This window comes from Dyella marensis (assembly GCF_049532885.1).
Classification (GTDB): domain Bacteria; phylum Pseudomonadota; class Gammaproteobacteria; order Xanthomonadales; family Rhodanobacteraceae; genus Dyella_D; species Dyella_D marensis.
Window position 1 is genome coordinate 3,228,539 of record NZ_CP064029.1, and the last position, 20,496, is coordinate 3,249,034.

Below are 20,496 nucleotides of genomic sequence, written 5' to 3' on the forward strand. Positions count from 1 at the left end.
GCGCCGTCGCCAAGCTGCAGCGGCGGCGCGTCCGCGCATGAAGCGCTTCCATCCGATGGCGCTGCTGGCGCGCGCGCTGGGCTGGATGATCGGCGTGGCGGCGCTCACCCTGGTGCTGGCCAGCGGCCTGCCCGTGCGCCTGGACAACGCGTTCTACGACCTGCACATGCGCCACTGGAGCTACGGCCCCGGCGACGCGGTGGCGATCGTCGCGATCGATCCGAAGAGCCTGTCCGCACTCGGCAACTGGCCGTGGCCGCGCGCCACCCACGCCCGCCTGCTCGACCGCCTGAGCGAAGCCGGCGTGCGCGCGGTGGGCATGGACATCACCATGGCCGAGCCGGACCTGCGCCATCCGGAAAACGACCAGGCGCTGGCGCAGGCCATGCGGCGCAACGGCCGCGTGGTGATGCCGGTGTTTCCGGAAGCGGCGGATCTCGGCGGCACGCTGGAAGAAATGCTGCCGCCGCCGCAGATCGCCAGCGCCGCGGCGGCGTTCGGCCACGTGGACGCGGCGAAGGACGAGGACGGCGTGGTGCGCGGTGCGTATCTGCACGCCGGGCTGGGCAGTCCCTACTGGCCCGCGCTGGCGCTCGCGGTGCGCGACTTCGGCCAGGCCTCCGCGGCGCAAGGCCAGCCGCTGAGCCTGCATCGTTCGACGCTGGACAGCGCCTCGCCTTATCAATGGCTGCGCGACGACTACGTCATGCTGCATTTCGCCGGCCCCGCCGGCAGCTTCGACCAGGTGTCCTATGTAGATGTGCTCGAAGGCCGCGTGCCACCTGCCCTGCTCAAGGACCGCTGGGTGCTGATCGGCGCCACCGCCGCGGGCCTGGGCGACCTGCTCGACACCTCCGCTTCCGGCGGCAGCGAGCGCATGCCCGGCGTGGAATACCAGGCCAACCTGCTGGAATCGATGCACGACGGCAGCACGCTGGCGCCGCTGAATTTCAGCGGGCAGCTGGCGATCGGCGCGGCGCTGCTGGCGTTTCCGTTCCTGCTGTACGGACTGCCCGGCCTGCGCTCGGCGTGGATAGTCGCGCTGATAGCCCTCGCTGCGTGCTTCCTCGTCAGCGTGGGCCTGCTGCGCGAAGCGCGCTGCTGGTGGCCGCCGACCGGCTGCGCGGTGGTGATCCTGGCCTGCGCCGGCGTGCTGCGGCTGCTGCAGGGTGCGCGGCGGCGCGCCTGAGCTTTCATTCGATGATCCGGTGCTGGCGCGCCAGCTCGATCACCTCGCGGATGTTCGCCAGCCCCAGCTTGTCCATCAGGTTGCGCTTGTGCGCGCTGACGGTCTTGTTGCTGATCGACATGTGCCGTGCGATGTCGATATTGGCCATGCCCAGCGCCAGGCAGCGGAACACCTCGAACTCGCGCCGCCCCAGCTCGTGCAGCGGGCTGCGCGTGCCCTTCGCCGCCAGGCTGGACGCCGCATCCATGATGCCGCGGCTGAAATAGATCTTGCCGCGCACGATCAGCTGCGCCGCGGCGACCACGTCCTCCATCGGCGCGCACTTGTGCACGAAGCCGTCGGCGCCGGCGCGGAACGCGCGCACGCCGCTGACGGTTTCCTCGCTGGCGGAAATCATCAGGATCGCCATCGGCCCGCCGCCCTCGCGCAGGCGGCAGATCACTTCGATGCCGTCCGGCTGGGGAATGTCCAGGTCGATGACCAGCAGGTCCGGCTGCAGCTCCATGGCGACGGAGAGCGCCAGCTGGCCGCTGGTGCATTCGGCCAGCACCTTGAACTCCCCGGTCCGCTCCAGCATGTTGCGGATCGCCCCATTGATCATGGGGTGATCGTCGACGATGACGGCGGTGAACATGCCGCGGCCTCCCTGTGATGAATCGCCATGGCTCGTGCCGCGCATGGCGCCGCGGCGGACTCAGTAGCCCACTTCGGTGGCGTAGGCGTAGATCTCCATGTCCGAGCGCAGGCCCAGCTTCTTCATCGCGTCGGTCTTCTGCTTGCTCACCGTCTTGACGCTGCGGTCCAGCTTGCGCGCGATCTCGGTGACGCTCATGCCGGCGACCAGCAGGCGGATGATTTCGCCCTCGCGATCGGTCAGGCGGTTGATCGAGTGCGCGCCGAAGCGCGACAGCCGGCCTTCGAACGTGGCGCTGACGAAGACGTGGCCCGTGGCCGCAAGCCGCACCGCGGTATGGATCTCGGCCATGGCGGTGGATTTGTCCACGATCGCCTTCACGCCCGCCGTCAGCAGGGCCTGCAGCAAGGCGACGTTGCGCAGCATGGTCAGCACCACGATGGGCAGCTCAGGCCGCAGCTCGCGCAGCCGTTCGATCAGGCGGATGCCGTCCGGCGAGCTGTCGCTGGGCATGATGTAGTCGGTGACCACGGCATCGCATTCGACCCGGCTGAGCAGGGACAGCAATTCCACCGGACAGGACGCCTCGCCGACGACGGATATGTCGCTGCCGCCGAGCACGGCCATGACGCCTTTGCGAATGATCGGATGATCGTCGGCCAGAATGATCCGGATGTTCGCGTCGTTCGTGGTGTTCACTTAAGAAATCTCCTTGGCTTCGTAGCGCCTGGATGGCGGACATGCCGGGACTTGCCACGGCGGGTCCGCTGATGCGATGTCCCGGAAAACTCGCGCTGGGAAGTCCTGCGCGCAGCGTTCAATGTTCTAATGCGGCACCCGATGCATTTCCATGCGATGTATCCGAAATCGCATTCGTATTATTTGCAGCTGCGGAAGCTTCCTCGCTGCTTGCACGCAGCGCATCGATAAAGCCAGCCAGATAATCGTGCAGGGCCTTGGCGTGCCCGAGCACCTCTTCCGCGTCCCGGCCAGGCTCGACGGCGCCGGCCAGCACGGACAGCCGCTGTGCGCCGAAGAACGAACCCATGCCGCACAGGTAATGCGCCACTTCGCGCAGCCGCTGCAGATCGCGCCCGTCGAGATGCAGCAGCAGGCGCTGCTCCTCGTTGCACATCAGCCGCAGGTAATCGTCCATGGCGGCCGCATCCTCGCCGAACACGTCGAGCAGGCGCCGCACGACCCGCTGCGCGTCTTCGCGGGTCGACGCATCGGGTTCCGGCCGCCCGGACAGGTCCGCCTCTGCCGAGGACGGTCCGTGGCCCGCGTCATTCATGAAGGAACAGCCGCCGCGCGGTGCGGCACCGGCGCCCAGCCAGACCAGCGCAAGCAGGCTCTCGATGCGTTGCTGCAAGGTTCGCGATGCGTGTTCGGCGCCTTCGACCAGCGAGCGCTGGCGCGGCGTGAGCTCGGAATAGCCGAGCAGTTCGAGCGTACCGATGATGCCGGTGAGCGGCGTGCGCACATCGTGGCTGATCGTCGCGAGCATGGCCTGGTCCACCGGTGCCGCAGGCGTTGCGCTGCCGCTGCGCGCCGGCGCCAGGCGGCGGCGGAGCAGCAGCCATGCCGCCGCGACCGCGCCGAGCAGCACCACGCCCACGGCGGCGTGGAGAAACCAGTGCTCCGGCGTCTGAATCGACGCCCGCGCCTGATCCGACACTTGCTCGCCGAATCGTCCTAACCAGTCCCTGGCGACTCCCGCCCATATCTCGGTACTTGTGAGACGCATTGCCAGACTTCCTCCTGCTGCCGGGGACGCTTCCATCCCGCAAAGCCGCGTGGATCACCGCGGATCAGACGCTTGCCCGCATGCCCCCTTGTGGTCGTCCGTATCGGACTCCCCACTACCGCTGCGCCTACATGTGGCCTGAATCGGCTGCAGGCATTCTGGAACGGACGGCGGTGCTTAAGGCATTGGGAGTAGTCCGAAAAATCAGGCGCAGAACGCAAGCCCATGAATCGCCCGGCAAAACAGCCGCCACCCTCGCCGCTTGCGCCCCCCTCGGCCGTTACGTAGAATTCGCGGCTCGCTGCCGGAATAGCTCAGTTGGTAGAGCGGCGCATTCGTAATGCGTAGGTCGTAGGTTCGATTCCTATTTCCGGCACCATTTTTTGTAGCTAAAACAGCGCATTACACGTTGCAGTGTGATGCGCTGTTTTGCATTGGATCGCGGGATTTCGCGGTCCGCGTGTGGCAAATTTGTGGCGCAGGTCATCGTAGGCAGGCGATAACGCTGAGAACTTCTGCAATCTACTGCAAGGGCTCAGCGCCTAGCCTTTGGCCTCCGCCCAATGGCACCCGTTGCCTCGCACGCCACTACGCGCGAACAATCGGGAACATTGCTAGGACTCCCTGTCTGCGCATGCGCTAACACCTGTCGCCAGCTCCGCCAAGTCTTCAGGGATGTACTTCGAATGCGCGCGCTTCAAATAGTCAAGTTCACTGTCAGAGTCGGCCTGATAATCGAGTTGCTGGCTAAAAAAGTTCAACCGAGCCCGCGCATCGTTCAGAATTTCCGACCATGTCTTGGCCCAGACCGTGATGCTTGAATCATCACTCTGAAAAACTACACCTTCGGGCCTGTCCTTCTGGCGGCTTTCAAGCCTGGCGAATTCATCCATCTCGTTAGACACCACCATAAAGGTCCATTTGGTCCGCTTCTGATCAAACCGCGAGTCTTTAGCTACTGCAAATGCATAGCTCTTGATTTGACCAAGCACTTCCGAGTTGATCTTCTGCTTCGGCCGCTTCAACTCAACTACCAAGTATTCATGGCTTCCCTGTGTTGGCTGCATAGAGCGGGCCAACATCAGATCAATTCGACCGCCCTTGTCGTCCTCACGCAGGACCGGATCGGTGAGATCGCTCTCGTCATCCTCGCGCTTGCCGAGCTTGGCTATGTGGATAGCCAACGCGTCTTCCAACGTCTTCTCCGATCCGGCAAGGTTGAAGTCTTCCTTGAAGATCCACGACTCAACTTCCAAGGCCTTGTGGAGCTGGTCGCGCTCTAAGAGCTGCTTCTTGCTCTCCTTATTGAAAAGCAAGTCGCTGAGTGCTTCCACGAAATTCAAGCGGTCTGCCACGATCCTGGCCGACGTAATAATTTTGGACAACGTCGTCTTTTGAAGGAGGGTCGCCAGATCGTCTTGTTCGTCTTTTTTTAGATTCAAGACTTCGTCCATAATCGTGCGAACGGAATCCGGATTCTCTCGAATTGCTTGGGCCAGCAAACGGAAGGTGAACCTCTTCGACTTGGATGGAGCCTCGTCGAAAGAAGGTAGATGGTCTTCGACGTTGACGGCGAGGATATCGAAGACCTGGCGCTCGATCTGTTCGGATGCGTTGACTTCGATTTTGTCCTCGTAAGGATAGATCTTCTCGTCTTTCCAACGCTGGATCGTTTCGCTGCGATGCTGCAGGGTACGAAGGCGGAAATGCTCTTTGACCTTCGCTTTTACCACCGAAAGGATGTCGGATACGTCCTGGTTCAAGTCCGGTAGGCCTAGCAAGTTCTCCTTGTCGAGGTCGCGGAAATGGTCCGACTTCACGTACACCGTAAAGTGATAGCCGGGCGCCTTGATCTGAGGTCCTACGACCACTTCGTGCAGCGACACTCCCGCCTTGTCACACAGCTCGAAAACTCTGTCGGTTTGAACGGCCCACTCAATGATCGTAATGGATACCGGAACGCGCTTGCCGCTCCGAAGTCCGATGTCTCCAAGATGGAAATCTTCCTTGTAACTCTGGACCGACGCGGGATCGATCTTGACTCCGTTGTAGTACAGCACCAGGCCGGGACATTCGGTCAGATAGGCTGCAAACTGCTTAGTGATTTCTAGATGTGCGCTGTCTTTAGTCAGCGATGGGAAATGGGAGTCGAGGTTTTCAATAACAACCTCCGTTCCCAATATGGTGGTCTCAGCGTCCAAGGGCGGTGAGGCCCGGAAACCGGTCAGTTGACTCGCGCGTCCGGTGATCGTGTACGTCTTGGGCGTGTTACCGTCCAGATATGTAGTACGCCACTCGACACACTCGCCCAGCGCGAAGGCCCGGAAGCGGCCCCTGCCATTTTTCCCGTGAAGGGTGCGGCCCTTGAAGCGGTGAGACTTCGCTTTCCAGGAGTCGCCCAATCCGCCGAACAGGGCATCGACCTTGCTTCTATCGATACCTTCGCCATCGTCCGAAACGCGAATGGCATAAAGACCGTTGAGGTCGTTAGGCTCCAAAATGACTTTGACGTGTTGGGCACCTGCGTCAAAGCCGTTCCATATCAATTCCGATACGGCCGTAATCGGACTTACGTTAGAGGCTAACGACTTCAAGAAGTCTTGCTTGGCCTCGATCTTGATATCCCTGGATTGATTGTCGGCCATACCGCGAAGGCTCCCTCTCGTTGTGGTCTGCCGTCCTGGCCAGGACACATCGATTTAGATGCAGATGGCCACGGAAACATAGTGAGAATACCGGGACAGGGCACTTTCAGGCTATGCCTCCTGGGGTTGTTTTTCGCCGGGGGATAAAGAACTGAGGCGCAGCCCCAAAGGCGAGATCTTTCAGCGGCATAATGGATCGCCAGGGGTATACAACCGGAGGGGGAATGAAGTCGGAGACTTGGACGATCCAGCAGGTGTTCCAGGATAGAAAGCAGTACAAGGTCCCGTTCTATCAACGGGCCTATGTTTGGACACTGGAAAAGCAGTGGCCCTTGCTCTGGGCAGATATCAAGGACAAGGCGGAAGAAAGACTAACAAATACCCAGCCCGCGCCGCATTTCCTGGGTGCCATTGTGGTAGAGCCTCAAGACAGGGTCGGGCTGCGAGGCGTGGATACCCTCCACATTATCGACGGCCAGCAACGCCTGACTACGCTGCAGTACGTCCTAGCGGGTATCCGTCTGGCCGCTCGTGAGCTGAAGATCAACGATTACGATTCATACCTAGCCGCAGTCCTGGATAACCCCAACCCTTCCACAATGGCCAATGCCGAGGTCGAGGTGTTCAAGGTCTGGCCGACCTTTTCGGACCAGAAAGCGTTTGTGTCGGCTATGACGGCCGACAAGCTGGCCACCCTGCAAGCACGGTACCCCGCCCACTTCACCCAGGCCGGCACGTTCCGGCGGATCGGCATTGTCCATCCAGGGGCGCTCAACGCCATCTGGAACTTCGCCGAATGGGCCAAGACCTGGATTGAAGCCAATGGCGGCGCGGATGCCGTGGAAGCCCTAGTCATGGCTGTCCTGACGGATTTAAAAGTGGTCCTTATTCAGTTGGAGAAGGGCGACGACGCCCAAGTAATCTTCGAAACCTTGAACGGTCGGGGCGCCGAACTACACGCCACAGACCTGATCCGCAACCACCTGTTCATGACCGTGGATAGCGGCAATGAAGATCCGGCCTCACTGTATGAAGCAAAGTGGAAGCAGTTCGAGCAAGACACATGGAAGGTCGGCGAGCGGCGGGGCCGTATCACCAAGCCCCGCCTAGAATGGCTGATCTTCTCGGTCATCCGTGCGCAGACAGGACAGGAGGGCGATTTAGCCCGCCTGTACGTGGATTTTAAAAATTTCGCTCAGGGGCTTTCCAGTACCCAGCAGCTAGACATGCTGGACATCTACGGTAAGCACTATCTCCAACTGATCGAAGGCAAAGGCGATTTGGCAATAGCTCGGTTCGGGCGACGCCTTCAACCGTTCGATACCACCACCACCCACCCGTTAGCTCTGCGCATTTCTACGTCCGACGCGACCGACAGCGAGAAGGCAGCGATGTTCAACGACATCGTGTCCTACATCGTCCGTCGTGCCGTCTGTGGACTGACGCAGAAGAACTACAACAACTGGTTCATGTCGATTTTGCGCCAGTGGATTAAAGGCGAACCTACGCGCGCTGCCCTGAAGGAATTGCTGGCCTCGTCGCCAAATAGCCCTGCGGCACGCTGGCCAGACGACGCCGAATTTATTCATGCATTCCAGACTGCGTCGACGTACTACGGCAACCTTGATACCGGACGGTGCAAGATGTTGCTCACCGAACTGGAGGGCTGGCTGCGTCTAACCAAGCGCACCGAAGAGCCGATCATTCCCGACCTATCCAATCTAGACATTGATCACGTCCTGCCGAGGTCGTGGTACGAGCATTGGACACTGCCGGACGGCAGCCAGGCGACGTTCGCCGAGAACCAAGCGGCCGAACAACAGGAACAGGTGGGCGGCACCTTGTCGTATCACCACCAAGCCATTCGCCGTCGCACTAAAGCCATACCCACGCTGGGCAACCTGACCTTGCTCAATCTGTCGGTCAATCGCGAGGCCCAGAACAAGCCCTTCCTCGTCAAGAAGAACCTGCTGATCGCCAATACAGTGTTGAGCCTCAATGGGGATTTGATGATTCGTGAAACTTGGGACGAGGACGCCATCGCCGTCCGCGCAAGACGACTGGCCGAGGCAGCCACGCAATTGTATCCACGGTAACAAGGATCTGGATCGCGAGAGCTTTTCAGTCACCCACGATCGGGTGTACTAGCACTCGGCGCCGTCATTCGACGTCGGGCTGCGTTAGCCCCACGCAGATCGATAGACAACTACCTTCCGATGGCTTCCGCCCGCAGCAGCCTACCGCCCTCAAATCGCAGGCCGCATCTGCAGATAGCCGGAATCAAGTAGGCAATCGTTATGCATCGCCATCGGACTAACTGCATGACATTGCGCAGAACTGCTGATAACCTAAATTCAATGCGCTGAAGGCTCGTTGCTCTGAGCTATTGAAATCGTTTCGAGTTCGCCCCTCGACGATGGAACAAAGCAACGACCTGCTCAGCAACCATTCGTCGAAAAGCGGAAGTAGACGATTGGTAAGAAAGGATGCCGCGAGGCAATCGCCTGAAGAGTAAGTCGAGCTGTCCGCCGGTCAGGATGAGGCCGGAGAAATGGAACAGATCGCCAGGAGAGCAGGGAAACTTGGGGCAAAACCCCGTCATCAATGTACCCACCCGAGGATTGGCTAATCCAAAGGTTATTGGCTCGAACGCCAGGGCGTTGTGACTGCCGCGCACTCATCCGCCTGTGCCAGGTTCAATCGGCACGGACGGAGAGGTCACGCCCATGCAAGCTCTTCTAACCGTTGAGCAGCTTTCTAAGTACATCCATAAGTCCGTAGCGAGCATACGTTGCGACGCCACGCGCAAGCCTCATTCTCTGCCGCCCATCTGTCGCCTACCGGGGACAAAGCGGTTGCTCTGGCGAGTAGAAGATGTGGAGTGCTGGTTGGCTACTCACGTGGCTGCTGCGGGCCAATCAGAACCCGTGAATGACGCGGTCGATAGGCCGCAACGAAGGGGGCGACCGACCAAAGTCGAGCAGGTAGCAAGGCGGCGCGCAAGAGTTGCCGCTGTACGGCACGAACTTTCGTCGCGTCCTGGCGAGGGCTCTAAATGAGCGTCAATGCCTCGCCCTACCGGGAAAAGGAAACTATCGCTATACACGCACCTGAGTTTCGTGAAAGACGGGTACGTGCCGAGCGATTGATCTCTACTGGTTCGCTAATAGCAGCCACTCCTCCGAGAGATGACGAACGACACTACATGCATTCGATCTTGTGCCAGGTGGGTTTACCCAGATCAAAGGTGAATGGCACGTCGTTCGAGCGAAGATCGGGGCGTGTCGCGCTACTGGTCGAGGCTGGGCGCATATGGACAGGTCAAGACTATGTACAGCAACCCCTCCCCTATGGCGCACTTCCTCGCCTCATGCTCGCATGGATGAACACTTACGCAGTTCGGCATAACACACCAGAGATACCAATTGGAGATAGCGCAAGCGGGTTTCTTCGTATGCTCGGCAAACAATCCAATGGTGGGAAACGAGGCAGTTTCACCATGTTTCGCAAACAGGTGCAGGCGCTGGCTGCATGTCGCATGACGCTCGGTTACAACTCTGAAGATCGGGCTCACACATACGATGGAAAGCCTATAAAGCACTTCGAAGCATGGCTTTCTTCGAGAGAACATGAGCGTTCGTTCTGGCCTGGCTCAATGACGCTCTCCGACGACTATTATCAGACCCTCAAACAACACGCCGTACCATTGGACCTACGTGCTTACACCGATCTGAAAGGTTCCGCACTAGCCATGGATGTGTACATGTGGTTGGCGCAACGCCTTCACAGAATTGGTGCGCGCCCCGCCATCGTGCACTGGTCCAGCTTGCGTGAACAGTTTGGCCAGGAATACCAAGGCAAAGACCCGGGCAAGGATTTCAAGAAGAAATTCCAACTCGCATTGCGGTCGGCACTAGTCGTCTATCCGCAAGCAAAGGTTAGACGAGTTACTGGAGGCGTCATGCTGATGGCGTCTCCTCCACCGGTGCCCTTTAAAGATTAGCCATCACCGGCTGGCAAGGCGCAAGGTCAGCACCGGTTGCCCTTGCCAGCTGATACGCGCACGCCGAATCGGCCCCCTTTGCTGCACACGCCAGAACGATCTACTGACACCAAGCTGGTCCCCATGCAGATGCCGATGACGGCTGTCGGCCCAGAGGGGCTGTTTTTAAGCCTGTTAGTAACTGGAGTTATCCACGCCGAATCCGGCCCTGAAGATTACGCTGAATCGGCCCCCTGCCATAGCCATGGTCACGCCGAATTGGCCCTCTCCGACGCGCTGAATCGGACCTCCCCTAAACCGATAGGTAGCCCATAGGTTTTCTTACCCATAGATAGCTCCGATAGTTGTGCGGGAAGTTCTGTGGATAACTCCGGCCACTTTTCCGTTAACGGAAAACTTCCGCACCTCCAGACCGGTATCTATCGAAAAAATCGGGCGCCGCCAGTCATCACGTACCCTGCTCTATGCGCTTGGCAACGGTGTGATCAGCGCGGCGATAAACATCCCCCATCTCAATTTGAAATCTGCCGTCAATGTCAGCGACGCTGGGAAGGCGGGGTAATGAATCGCGAGACTCGATCCGTTCACCGTGAAGGCATGCCGCGAACGCCCCGAGCTGAAAATGGTTGCGGACCTTGAGATAGATGTCCGAAAGGATCTTGCTTTCGTTGAGATATTTGTCCAAGCCCTCCCGCACGTTCGTGTCCAGTCCGGACACCATGTCGATCATTTCCCGATATCGGCTCATATCTACAACGTAGCGCGGTTCTTTGAAGAAGTGCAGGATGCAAAGTTTTTTTACCTCCTGATCATAATTGATAGCCTCCTCTTGAAACTCTTGTTCACGAGCGAGGTTCTCGTTTGACGACTCGCTCATGTCATAGACGCCGAAACTTCCATCCGCTATTGCCTCCAAGAATTCGATCACTGAATCAACGCCAAAGTCCGTAATGACCGCTTGCAACCTTTCATACGTCCCTTTTCGAAGGGAGATGTATACGGCCTCGTCATCAGGAAAAGTCACCTTGCCCTCCTAGAACCAATAGCCACAAAAAGCGGATGCCTAGCCACAGAGACGACAACGGCAAGCCCTTTTCGCAACGTGGTGGCGAAACCTTACTAGTCCGCCAAGTTTGCCGTTAACGGAAAACTTCTGCGCAACACCTGCCTAAACGCCTCTCGTGCACAAGACCTGCCTGGACCGATTCTTTTCCAGCCGCCTGCGGCGCTGCGGCCAATGTGTACACACCATCGACTTTGCCGTTAACGGCAAAGTCCGCAACGCTCCTCTCGCTAATCAGCACATCCGCTTCGCTAGATCTGCTGCGTCCGGATGGTAGTACCGCAGAAGCATCCGCGTGTCACGGTGACCAGTAATCTTTGCCAGCTCGTGAAGTTGGAAACGCGAGGCCAGGCGAGAAGTAGCTTCATGCCTAAGGTCGTGAAATCGCAAGTCTCTCAGGAAACTGGGTTTTGGTTCGCGACCGTGCTCCACGCATTCTACTTCGTATGCTTTTCGAGCTCGCTGTACGGCGCGCTCAAATGCCTGAGTAATGCCATCTGGATGGACCGCAAAGACCGGGCCATTAAGAGAGGAGGGTACAGCCGGTGTCTTGCGCCGACGTGCTTTGCCCTCGCGATTCGGCAGCAGCGCGGCAAACGCATCCACTGCGGCCTTCGACAGTGGTACGTCGCGGCTGTTGCCATTCTTCGTGTCCGGCAGATGCGCTACTCGTCGCTCCAAATCGACGTTCTCCCAGCGCAACGTGGCGATCTCGCTACGCCGCATCGCCGTCTCTACCGCCAGCGTGATGATTGTAGGAAGCACACGCGACTCGCTGGCCTCAATGATGCGTGATAGCTCGTCTTGCGTGCGACTGCGATTACGGCTGGTGCCAGGGGGCGTCGCAACCCGCCGCGTGCGTGCATTGTTCGGCGTGGGCTTGCGCACAAGCTCCACGGGATTTGAGAGGCTCTCCATGCCCCACTCCTTCCGTGCCGTATTGAACAGATGCGAGAGGCGTGCCAAGCGTCGCAGTACAGTAGCTGGAGCCAGTCCATCTGCCAGCCAGGTGTCGCGTTGCTGCGCGACATCGCCACTTCGGATGGTGGCCACCGTCCGCTTCGCCAAGGGCGTCTGCCGCCACAGATGGAGCACGGACCTTTCCCTGATGGCGCCCTTCAATGCCGGCACCACTTCCGTTTCGTAGCGGTCCAGAAGTGCCCCGAGCGTAATGGCCTCGGCTTCGCTGCGATCGAGCCACACGCCGCGGTTCATTTCGGACTCGATCATGGCGGCCCAGGCTTCAGCTTCCGCCTTGGTATCGAAGGTCTTGGTCTGGGACGGCCATCCGCGCCTGCGTACCTGCGCCTCCCACGAATACCGACCTCGCCGCCGATACGTTGCCATGCTTGCTGCCCTTGCCATGAATGTGGCACAAGTGTGGCATCAATTCGGTTTAAATGGATAACTCATTGATTTTAGTAAATACTAAAACGCATTCGTAATGCGTAGGTCGTAGGTTCGATTCCTATTTCCGGCACCAGCTCGAAAACAAGAAAAGCCCTGGAAACCAAGCTTTCCAGGGCTTTTTTTTGTGCTGTTCGGGCAGGCGCCGCCATCGCTTGCCATGCCCGCGCCGCTGCCTTGACGGCCCGCTCCTCCGCCTGCTGTGATGCCCCGGCCAGCGCTACGCCGCGGGCTGCGTGGCAGGGGCACGACACAGGGGGCAGGACCATGGATCGTCGAATCGCGGCGCGTCTTGCGCACGCTCAGCATGGAACACGCGCGGCCGGCCGCCGCCGATGCGGCTTCCGTTCGGACACCCCCGCGCCATTCCCATTCGCCTGACCACGAAAGCCCTGCCGCGCCCTTCCCGCCGGCGGCCTGCTTGTGCATCCGGTCGCAGGATCAGCGCCTTTTTCCAGCCGACAACGATCATCCCCTCAAGAAAGGAGTCCTTGAAGTGAAGCGATATCTCATCGAGCCCACGTTCCTGCCGGCGCACGAACCAGGTGCGGAAACCGGGCATGGCACCGGCGCCGCCTACCGGATCGTCGATACCAGGACGCAGCGCATCGTGCCTGCCCAAGGCGACGACATCGGCACCGTCGCGCGCGCCTGCGCCAGGCTCAACGAAGTGGACGAGCAAGCCGGGCCGGCATCCCCGAACCTGGCTTCGGGCGATTCGCTGCCAGACGACATCGTGCAGTCCATCGCCATCTCCAATGCGAAGTCGCTCGAAGCGCAACCGGCCATCCTGGCCAATCTCGAACTGGCCCAGCAGGTGTTCAACCAGAACCTGCGCCAGCAGAACGCGGTGGCCCAGCAGCAGGCGATGAACCTGATCCGCCTCGCCGTGGTGGCCAAGTGCGTATCGATGATCGAAAGCGCCGACGGCAACGACGATTCGGCCATCGAGAAGATCGGCAGGAACGCGGAAAAACTGTTCCAGGACCTGGGCCGCAGCATCGCCGGCGAAGAACCGTCGCCGCACGCGCCCTGACGGTTGCCCGCCGCAGGCACCGCAAAGCCATCCCTACCCCATCACCATCATTCCAAGGAGCATCACCATGGCCAATCTTCCCGACGACATCATCGGCGCCGTCGCCATCGCCAACCTCAAGTCGATTGCCGAACAGCCCGCCATGCTGTCCAACCTGGCCTATTCGAACGCGGTGGCCACCACCAACCTGTCGCAGCAGAACGCCGTGGCCCACCAGCAGGCGATGAACGAGTTGAGCATCTCGATCCTGGCCAAGGCCGCCAACCTGATCAGCAACCTGGGCCCGCTGGAAGCGCGCTCGGCAGCCGAGGTGCTGACCAATAACGAGCTGGCGCAGACCATCGCCGACCTGAAGGCGACGACGCAGGCGTTTGCGGGCAAGTAAGCCGGCTGAAAAACGGAAGCCCCGAAAGGCGTGCTTTCCGGGGCTTTCTTATTCACCCATGCTTATCTCAAACGCTGGACAGCGAACGCGCCACGGCCTGCAGGCGGCGAGCGACAGGGGCAACCGTCTGCTTGTTCGCACCGAGCTTGAGCGCTGCCGCACCGGCCTCCGATGCGACCGCCACGATGTCGTCGACGATCCGCGCAGCCTCGCCGCGATCGATGCGGTAGTGATCCGCCAGGCGAAGCAGATCCTCGCGCGTGGGATCCGCCGACGTGCCGCCGGCGAAAGTCGTGGTGTGATGTCCGCCGGGGCCTTCCATATAGGTCAGATCGAAAGCCGGCGACAGCTGCCACTGGCCGCGGCGGTCCAGCATGAAGGCGAAGTTCTTGGCGTGGTCGTCGCGCACGCTCATCGCGGCATTGAATACGGCACGCCGATAAGCCTGCGGATAAGCCGCTTCCGGTATCGAAAGCGCCTGCATGATCTCGGCCACGTTCGCATAATCGAGGCCGAGATCGCGATGCGAGAAATGAATCAGTCCGCCCAGCGACTGGCAGAAAACCCGCGCGCCTGCCGCGCGATCGAAGCGGCGGGTAGCGAAAGCCGGCTTGCCATTGACCTCCAGCAGCAGGCTTTCCATCACGTCCACGCCTGCTTCGCGGGCGCACTGCATATAGGCGAGTTCGAGTATTGGAGCATCCGCCGGTTCGTTGCGTGCGGCGAACTTGATCAGCCATGCGCTGTATCCCTGCTCCGGCACACCGGCGGTGACGCGTGCGCGCCGATGGTCGTCCGACAGGTCCACCATCACCTTGGGACGAGCGCCTTGAGGAGAACTTCCCGCGCGCAGAAGTTCGTCGGAAACCTCGTCGAGATGGCCCTCGATGGTCGCCTCGACGCCTCGGCCGAGCACTTCGAGCGACATCTCCTCGCCGTGATCGTCATCGATGGCCGGGCGAAAACTCAGCGAACCCCAGGCGCGATGGCCCAGATAAGCCAGGCGGACGGCGGGAGAAATGTATTCCGGCTTGATCGCCAGCCGGGCCAGCGCCTTGTCCAGCAGATACAGGCCCCAGCCGTCCGGCAGCGCGTCGTTGAGCATGCCCGGCAGGCCGCGATATTCCGTGGGCAGGTCGCCGGCGTTCCGGCTGGACCAGACAGCTTCGTGGAGCGGCAGCGTGAAGGGAGAAAGCTGCAGCTGGCGCTCGCGCGCCTCGTCGCTCCACTCGAAATATCCGGCCTTGGTTTCCGTCTCGTAGTTGAGACGACCGACCAGGACGGGCTCCGGAAGATGCTCGGTCCAGACTTCGAGCTGGTGGTTCTTGGCCTGGAGCCAGGCCTCGGTGAAGTTCACCGCGGTGCCTCCGCCACGGGCCGCACGCGCCTGGCCTTCAGCGTATCCGTCGCCGACAGCTCCAGATAAAGCTCCTGCGCGCGCAGCGTCGGAAAGTGGGGGGACTCCAGCATGCGCAGGAAGTCCGCGCCATGGCCGAGGGCAAGCAGCAGTCGAAGCAGGCTTTCGTAAGCGATGGACTCCCCTTTCTCCATCGCCTTGACGGTTTGCACGGACACACCGGCCCGTTCGGCGAGATCGGCCTGGCGCCAGCCAAACGCCATGCGCTGGCGGCGTAGCCTTGCGCCGACCTCGCTGGGGAAAGCAGATAGGGAGGGAGGCTTGCGCCGCGGCGCTGGGACGAGTTCATTCAGGCTTTTCATGCACTTAGCATACATCGCCACTTAAAGTATGTCCATGGATACCTTAATTTAAGGTATCCATGGACATACTTTATCTGGACGGAAACGCCGAGCCACGGCTTATCCGAGGGCATCCCGGCCCGCACCGATCGGGCACCCGTTTCCGGCACCCGCATGCAAAAAGGCCCGCATCAAGCGGGCCTTTTTCTTAAACGTCGAGCGGCCTCAGAGCCTGGCCGACGTCCCGCCCTCCGCCAGCCGCAGCTCCTTCGGCAGCGCGAAGGTGATGGTCTCCGCTTCGCCGTCCAGCTCGCGCACTTCGCCCGCGCCCCAGGACTGCAGGCGCGCGATCACGTCGCGCACCAGCTTCTCCGGGGCGGAGGCGCCGGCGGTAAGGCCGATGTGCTGCACGCCGTCCAGCCATTCGCGCTGGATATGTTCGGCGCCGTCGATCAGGAAGGAGCGCACGCCCTGCTTCTCGGCCAGTTCGCGCAGGCGGTTGGAGTTGGAGCTGTTGACCGAGCCGACCACCAGCATCAGGTCCACCGCGTCGGCGAGGCGGCGCACGGCGTCCTGGCGGTTCTGCGTGGCGTAGCAGATGTCGTCCTTGCGCGGGCCTTCGATGTCCGAAAACTTTTCGCGCAGGGCCGTGATGATCGCCTTGGTGTCGTCCACCGACAGCGTGGTCTGGGTGACGTAGGACAGCTCGTGCGGGAAGCGCGGCTCCAGCTTCGCCACGCATTCCACCGATTCGACCAGCAGGATCTCGCCGGCATTGGCCGGGTTCCACTGGCCCATGGTGCCTTCCACTTCCGGATGGCCGGCATGGCCGATCAGCACCACGCTGCGGCCGGTGCGGCCCAGGCGCGCCACTTCCATGTGCACCTTGGTCACCAGCGGACAGGTGGCGTCGAACACGTTGAGCTTGCGGCTGTCGGCCTCTTCGCGCACCGCCTTGGACACGCCGTGCGCGCTGAAGATCACGGTGGCGCCGTCGGGCACTTCGTGCAGTTCCTCGACGAATACGGCGCCGCTGGCGCGCAGCTTGTCCACCACGTAGCGGTTGTGCACCACCTCGTGGCGCACATAGATGGGCGCGCCGTACGACTCGAGCGCGCGCTCGACGATGGCGATGGCGCGGTCGACGCCGGCGCAGAAGCCGCGGGGGTTGGCGAGAAGAATGTCCACGTGAAGCCTCGACTGTCGCTGGCCGGCGCGCGGGGCGCCGAGACCGGAATTATCCCACGCCCCCGGCCTGCTTGCCGGTGAACAGGCCGAAAGCGATCAGCAGCACGGCGCCGACGGTAATCCCGCAGTCCGCGATGTTGAACACCGGGTAGTACCAGTCCTGGTAATGGACCTGGATGAAGTCGGTGACCTGGGCCGCGTGCAGGCGATCGATCAGGTTGCCCAGGGCGCCGCCGATGATCAGGCCCAGCGGCAGCGCGGTGCGCCAGTCGGCGCGCGCGGTGCGCTTGAGCCACACCAGCAGGGCGCCGCTGATCAGCACGGCCAGGCCGACGAAGAACCAGCGCTGCCAGCCGGCGCTGTCGGCCAGGAAGCTGAAGGCGGCGCCGGTATTGAAGGCGAGGGTCCAGTTGAGGAAGCCCGGGATGACGGCGTGCTGCACGCCGGCCGGCTGCAGCGCGGACAGCGCCCACCACTTGCTCGCCTGGTCCAGCACGATCACCAGGGCGGACAGCCACAGCCAGGACAGGGCGTTGGGTTGCTTGCTCATGCGTCGTCCATGCAAGGGACTCAAAGAAAGCGGCCGGCTCGCGCCGGCCGCCCGCGTCTTCAGAACCAGCGGCGGTCTTCGCCCGGGCCGTCGACATTGCTCACGCAACGTCCGCACAGTTCCGGATGCTGCGCATGCTGGCCGACGTCGTCGCGGCGGTGCCAGCAGCGCACGCACTTGGCCGCGTCGCTGACCGTGGCCGACACCCACACGTCCGCGCCTTCCAGCTCCGACAGCACGGCGGTGTCCGGCTGGCCGCCGGCCACGTCCAGGCGCACGTCGGACGTGATGAAGAAGAAGCGCAGCTCATCGGCTGCCGGCGCATAGCGGCTCACCAGCGCGGGGTCGGCGTGGATGGCCAGCTTCGCTTCCAGCGAGGCACCGATCTGCTCGGCCTTGCGCATGCCTTCGAGCACGCGCGAGGCGGTGTCGCGGATGGCCAGCAGGTCGGACCAGTAGCGGCGCTGCTCCGGCGACCCTTGCGCGGCGGACAGGCCGTCGTACCAGGTTTCGAACAGCACGCTATCGCTGCGCTGGCCCGGCAGGGCCTTCCAGATTTCCTCGGCGGTGAAGCTCAGCACCGGCGCCAGCCAGCGCACCAGCGCCTCGGCGATGCGGTACATCGCGCTCTGCGCGCTGCGCCGGCCGCGGCTGTCGGTCGGCATGGTGTAGAGGCGGTCCTTGGTGATGTCCAGGTACAGCGCGCCCAGCTCGTTGGTGCAGAAGTTCTGCACGCGCTGGACGATCTCCGGGAAATCGTAGCGGTCGTAGGCCGCCGCCACCGCCTGCTGGGTGTCGTAGGCCTGCTGCACCGCCCACTGGTCCAGCAGCAGGCAGTCTTCCACCGGCAGCAGGTGCCGCGCGGGATCGAAGCCGTCCAGGTTGCCCAGCAGGAAGCGCGCCGTGTTGCGGATGCGGCGGTACATGTCGGAGACGCGCTTGAGGATCTCGTCCGACAGCGACATCTCGTTGCGGTAGTCGGTGGAGCAGATCCACAGGCGCAGGATGTCCGCGCCCAGGTTTTTCATGATGTCCTGCGGCTCGATGCCGTTGCCCAGCGACTTGGACATCTTGCGGCCCTGCGCATCCACGGTGAAGCCGTGGGTGAGCACGTCGTCGTAGGGCGCGCGACCGTGGATGGCGGCCGAGGTGAGCAGCGAGGACTGGAACCAGCCGCGGTGCTGGTCCGAGCCTTCCAGGTACATCACCTTGTACGAATCGGCATCGCCCTGCTGCAGCTCCGGGCGCTGGCCGAGCACGGCGAAATGCGTGACGCCGGAATCGAACCAGACGTCGAGCACGTCGTTGACCTTCTCGTAGTCCGCGGCCTCGTCGCCGAGCAGCTCGGCCGGATCGAGCGCGTACCAGGCGTCGATGCTGCCCTGCTCCACGCGCTTCGCCACCTGCTCCAGCAGCTCGACCGAGCGCGGATGCGGCTCCTGCGTGCCCTTGTGCACGAACAGCGCGATCGGCACGCCCCAGGTGCGCTGGCGCGAGATGCACCAGTCCGGGCGGTCGCCGACCATGCCGGCGATGCGCTCCTCGCCCCAGCCCGGCACCCAGCGCACCTGGCGGATGGAATCCATCGCCGCCTTGCGCAGGCCGGCCTGCTCCATGCTGATGAACCACTGCGGGGTGGCGCGGAAGATCACCGGCGTCTTGTGGCGCCAGCAATGCGGATAGCTGTGCTCGATCTTGTGGTGGGCCAGCAGCACGCCGCGGCCGCGCAGCATCTCGACGATGGCGTCGTTGGACTTCCACAGATGGGTGCCGGCCAGCGCCAGCTCGCCGGCCGGCGGCGTGTCCGCGCGATAGGTGCCGCGCGGCTCGACGTAGTTGAGCGTCTCGATGCCGTACTTGCGCGAAACCACGAAGTCTTCCACGCCGTGGTCGGGCGAGGTGTGCACCGCGCCGGTGCCGTCTTCGGCCGACACGTGCTCGCCGAGCAGCACGGGAATCGTGCGCTCGTAGAACGGGTGCTGCAGCAGCACGCCTTCCAGCGCCTGGCCGGCGACGTGGCCGAGCACCGGCGGATGCTCCACGCCATAGCGATGCGAAGCCTTCTCCACCAGCGCGCAGGCCAGCACCAGCAGCACGCGGCGGCCGTCGCGCGCGGGGCCTTCGACCAGGGCGTATTCCAGTTCCGCACCCATCGACACCGCCTGGCTTTCCGGCAGCGTCCACGGCGTGGTGGTCCAGATCGGGATGGCCACGATAGCGTCGCCCGCGTCCACGCCGAACCTGGCGGCGAGCGCCTTCGGGTCGAGCGCGTCGTAGGCCACGTCGATCGCCGGCGAGACCTTGTCGGCGTATTCGATCTCCGCCTCGGCCAGGGCCGAGCCGCAGTCGAAGCACCAGTACACCGGCTTGAAGCCGCGCATCACATGGCCGTTGTCGACGATGCGCGCCAGCGCGCGCAGCATGTCGGCCTCGAACTTGAAGTCCATGGTGCGGTACGGGTTCTGCCAGTCGCCGAGCACGCCCAGGCGCTTGAAGTCGGTGCGCTGCAGGTCGATCTGCGCCTGCGCGTACTCGCGGCACTTCTGGCGGAAGGCCACCGCGTCGAGCTTGTCGCCGGCCTTGCCGTGCTTTTTTTCCACCGCGATTTCGATCGGCAGGCCGTGGCAGTCCCAGCCCGGCACGTAGGGCGAGCGGTAGCCGGCCAGCAGGCGCGACTTCACCACCACGTCCTTGAGCACCTTGTTCACCGCATGGCCCAGGTGGATCACGCCGTTGGCGTACGGCGGGCCGTCGTGCAGCACGAACACCTTGTCGCGGCCGGCGGTGCGCTGCTGGATCTGCGCGTAGCGGCCGACCGTTTCCCATTCCGCCAGCCACTGCGGCTCGCGCTTGGGCAGGTCGCCGCGCATCGGGAAGTCCGTCTGCGGCAGGTTGATGGTGTTCTTGTAATCCTGGGTCATTGCTCGGATGCCATCGGGGTTGTCGGGCGC

At 62.2% G+C, this 20,496-nt stretch carries 16 protein-coding genes and 1 tRNA gene; 6 read left to right on the top strand and 11 right to left on the bottom strand.

Annotated features, from left to right (window positions below; translation table 11 throughout):
• Positions 1-37 precede the first annotated feature (37 nt).
• On the top strand, positions 38-1,189 hold the full coding sequence (locus tag ISN75_RS13765; protein WP_246866609.1) for a CHASE2 domain-containing protein: 1,152 nt from the start codon (positions 38-40) through the stop codon (positions 1,187-1,189).
• Positions 1,190-1,193: 4 nt separating this feature from the next.
• Here the strand turns inward: ISN75_RS13765 and ISN75_RS13770 are convergent, their stop codons facing one another.
• The 3 genes from ISN75_RS13770 to ISN75_RS13780 form a co-directional block, all read right to left on the bottom strand.
• On the bottom strand, positions 1,194-1,823 hold the full coding sequence (locus ISN75_RS13770; protein WP_167254631.1) for a response regulator transcription factor: 630 nt from the start codon (positions 1,821-1,823) through the stop codon (positions 1,194-1,196).
• A 60-nt stretch (positions 1,824-1,883) separates the two neighbouring features.
• Positions 1,884-2,522 (bottom strand): response regulator, encoded by a 639-nt coding sequence (locus tag ISN75_RS13775; protein ID WP_167254629.1) that lies wholly within the window; start codon positions 2,520-2,522, stop codon positions 1,884-1,886.
• Positions 2,523-2,640: 118 nt separating this feature from the next.
• Positions 2,641-3,441: a histidine kinase dimerization/phospho-acceptor domain-containing protein gene (locus tag ISN75_RS13780; protein WP_423385077.1), complete on the bottom strand. Its 801-nt coding sequence runs from the start codon at positions 3,439-3,441 to the stop codon at positions 2,641-2,643.
• Between the two features lie 432 nt (positions 3,442-3,873).
• On the opposite strand from ISN75_RS13780, the gene ISN75_RS13785 reads away from it, so the two are divergent.
• A tRNA-Thr gene (locus ISN75_RS13785) sits at positions 3,874-3,949 on the top strand.
• Between the two features lie 235 nt (positions 3,950-4,184).
• On the opposite strand, the gene ISN75_RS13790 is transcribed toward ISN75_RS13785, so the two are convergent.
• Positions 4,185-6,215, bottom strand: a complete 2,031-nt coding sequence (locus ISN75_RS13790) for an ATP-binding protein (RefSeq protein ID WP_343818878.1) — start codon at positions 6,213-6,215, stop codon at positions 4,185-4,187.
• Between the two features lie 224 nt (positions 6,216-6,439).
• On the opposite strand from ISN75_RS13790, the gene ISN75_RS13795 reads away from it, so the two are divergent.
• Together ISN75_RS13795 and ISN75_RS13800 are read left to right on the top strand one after the other, a co-directional pair.
• On the top strand, positions 6,440-8,311 hold the full coding sequence (locus ISN75_RS13795) for a DUF262 domain-containing HNH endonuclease family protein (protein WP_343818876.1): 1,872 nt from the start codon (positions 6,440-6,442) through the stop codon (positions 8,309-8,311).
• A gap of 959 nt (positions 8,312-9,270) precedes the next feature.
• Positions 9,271-10,218, top strand: a complete 948-nt coding sequence (locus ISN75_RS13800; protein ID WP_343818874.1) for a replication protein RepA — start codon at positions 9,271-9,273, stop codon at positions 10,216-10,218.
• A gap of 448 nt (positions 10,219-10,666) precedes the next feature.
• Here ISN75_RS13800 and ISN75_RS13805 read toward each other — a convergent pair whose 3' ends face one another.
• Together ISN75_RS13805 and ISN75_RS13810 are read right to left on the bottom strand one after the other, a co-directional pair.
• Positions 10,667-11,242: a hypothetical protein gene (locus tag ISN75_RS13805; RefSeq protein WP_343818873.1), complete on the bottom strand. Its 576-nt coding sequence runs from the start codon at positions 11,240-11,242 to the stop codon at positions 10,667-10,669.
• Between the two features lie 273 nt (positions 11,243-11,515).
• Positions 11,516-12,511, bottom strand: coding sequence for a site-specific integrase (locus ISN75_RS13810; protein WP_343818872.1), 996 nt, complete (start codon positions 12,509-12,511; stop codon positions 11,516-11,518).
• 673 nt (positions 12,512-13,184) lie between these two features.
• On the opposite strand from ISN75_RS13810, the gene ISN75_RS13815 reads away from it, so the two are divergent.
• Positions 13,185-13,724, top strand: a complete 540-nt coding sequence (locus ISN75_RS13815) for a hypothetical protein (RefSeq protein ID WP_343818870.1) — start codon at positions 13,185-13,187, stop codon at positions 13,722-13,724.
• Positions 13,725-13,791: 67 nt separating this feature from the next.
• Positions 13,792-14,109, top strand: a complete 318-nt coding sequence (locus tag ISN75_RS13820) for a RebB family R body protein (RefSeq protein WP_167254484.1) — start codon at positions 13,792-13,794, stop codon at positions 14,107-14,109.
• A gap of 67 nt (positions 14,110-14,176) precedes the next feature.
• Here the strand turns inward: ISN75_RS13820 and ISN75_RS13825 are convergent, their stop codons facing one another.
• The 5 genes from ISN75_RS13825 to ileS all read right to left on the bottom strand — a co-directional run bounded on the left by ISN75_RS13825 (position 14,177) and on the right by ileS (position 20,466).
• Positions 14,177-15,466, bottom strand: a complete 1,290-nt coding sequence (locus ISN75_RS13825) for a HipA domain-containing protein (protein WP_168647118.1) — start codon at positions 15,464-15,466, stop codon at positions 14,177-14,179.
• Positions 15,463-15,828 carry a helix-turn-helix domain-containing protein gene (locus ISN75_RS13830; RefSeq protein ID WP_167254479.1) on the bottom strand — a complete coding sequence of 122 codons (366 nt, stop codon included), beginning with the start codon at positions 15,826-15,828 and terminating at the stop codon, positions 15,463-15,465. The genes ISN75_RS13825 and ISN75_RS13830 overlap by 4 nt, the downstream gene beginning before the upstream one ends.
• A 204-nt stretch (positions 15,829-16,032) precedes the next feature.
• On the bottom strand, positions 16,033-16,995 hold the full coding sequence (gene ispH, locus ISN75_RS13835) for a 4-hydroxy-3-methylbut-2-enyl diphosphate reductase (protein ID WP_167254478.1): 963 nt from the start codon (positions 16,993-16,995) through the stop codon (positions 16,033-16,035).
• A gap of 49 nt (positions 16,996-17,044) precedes the next feature.
• A complete protein-coding gene (gene lspA / locus ISN75_RS13840; RefSeq protein ID WP_168647116.1) occupies positions 17,045-17,545 on the bottom strand; it encodes a signal peptidase II in 501 nt (166 codons plus the stop codon).
• 59 nt (positions 17,546-17,604) lie between these two features.
• On the bottom strand, positions 17,605-20,466 hold the full coding sequence (gene ileS / locus ISN75_RS13845) for an isoleucine--tRNA ligase (RefSeq protein ID WP_168647115.1): 2,862 nt from the start codon (positions 20,464-20,466) through the stop codon (positions 17,605-17,607).
• Positions 20,467-20,496: the final 30 nt, after the last annotated feature.

Coding starts and splice junctions, on each gene's coding strand:
- ISN75_RS13820 (WP_167254484.1), top strand. CDS start 13,792: ATGGCCAATCTTCCCGACGACATCATCGGCGCCGTCGCCATCGCCAAC.
- ISN75_RS13830 (WP_167254479.1), bottom strand. CDS start 15,828: ATGAAAAGCCTGAATGAACTCGTCCCAGCGCCGCGGCGCAAGCCTCCC.
- ISN75_RS13810 (WP_343818872.1), bottom strand. CDS start 12,511: ATGATCGAGTCCGAAATGAACCGCGGCGTGTGGCTCGATCGCAGCGAA.
- ileS (WP_168647115.1), bottom strand. CDS start 20,466: ATGACCCAGGATTACAAGAACACCATCAACCTGCCGCAGACGGACTTC.
- ISN75_RS13800 (WP_343818874.1), top strand. CDS start 9,271: ATGAGCGTCAATGCCTCGCCCTACCGGGAAAAGGAAACTATCGCTATA.
- ISN75_RS13790 (WP_343818878.1), bottom strand. CDS start 6,215: ATGGCCGACAATCAATCCAGGGATATCAAGATCGAGGCCAAGCAAGAC.
- ISN75_RS13795 (WP_343818876.1), top strand. CDS start 6,440: ATGAAGTCGGAGACTTGGACGATCCAGCAGGTGTTCCAGGATAGAAAG.
- ISN75_RS13770 (WP_167254631.1), bottom strand. CDS start 1,823: ATGTTCACCGCCGTCATCGTCGACGATCACCCCATGATCAATGGGGCG.
- ISN75_RS13765 (WP_246866609.1), top strand. CDS start 38: ATGAAGCGCTTCCATCCGATGGCGCTGCTGGCGCGCGCGCTGGGCTGG.
- lspA (WP_168647116.1), bottom strand. CDS start 17,545: ATGAGCAAGCAACCCAACGCCCTGTCCTGGCTGTGGCTGTCCGCCCTG.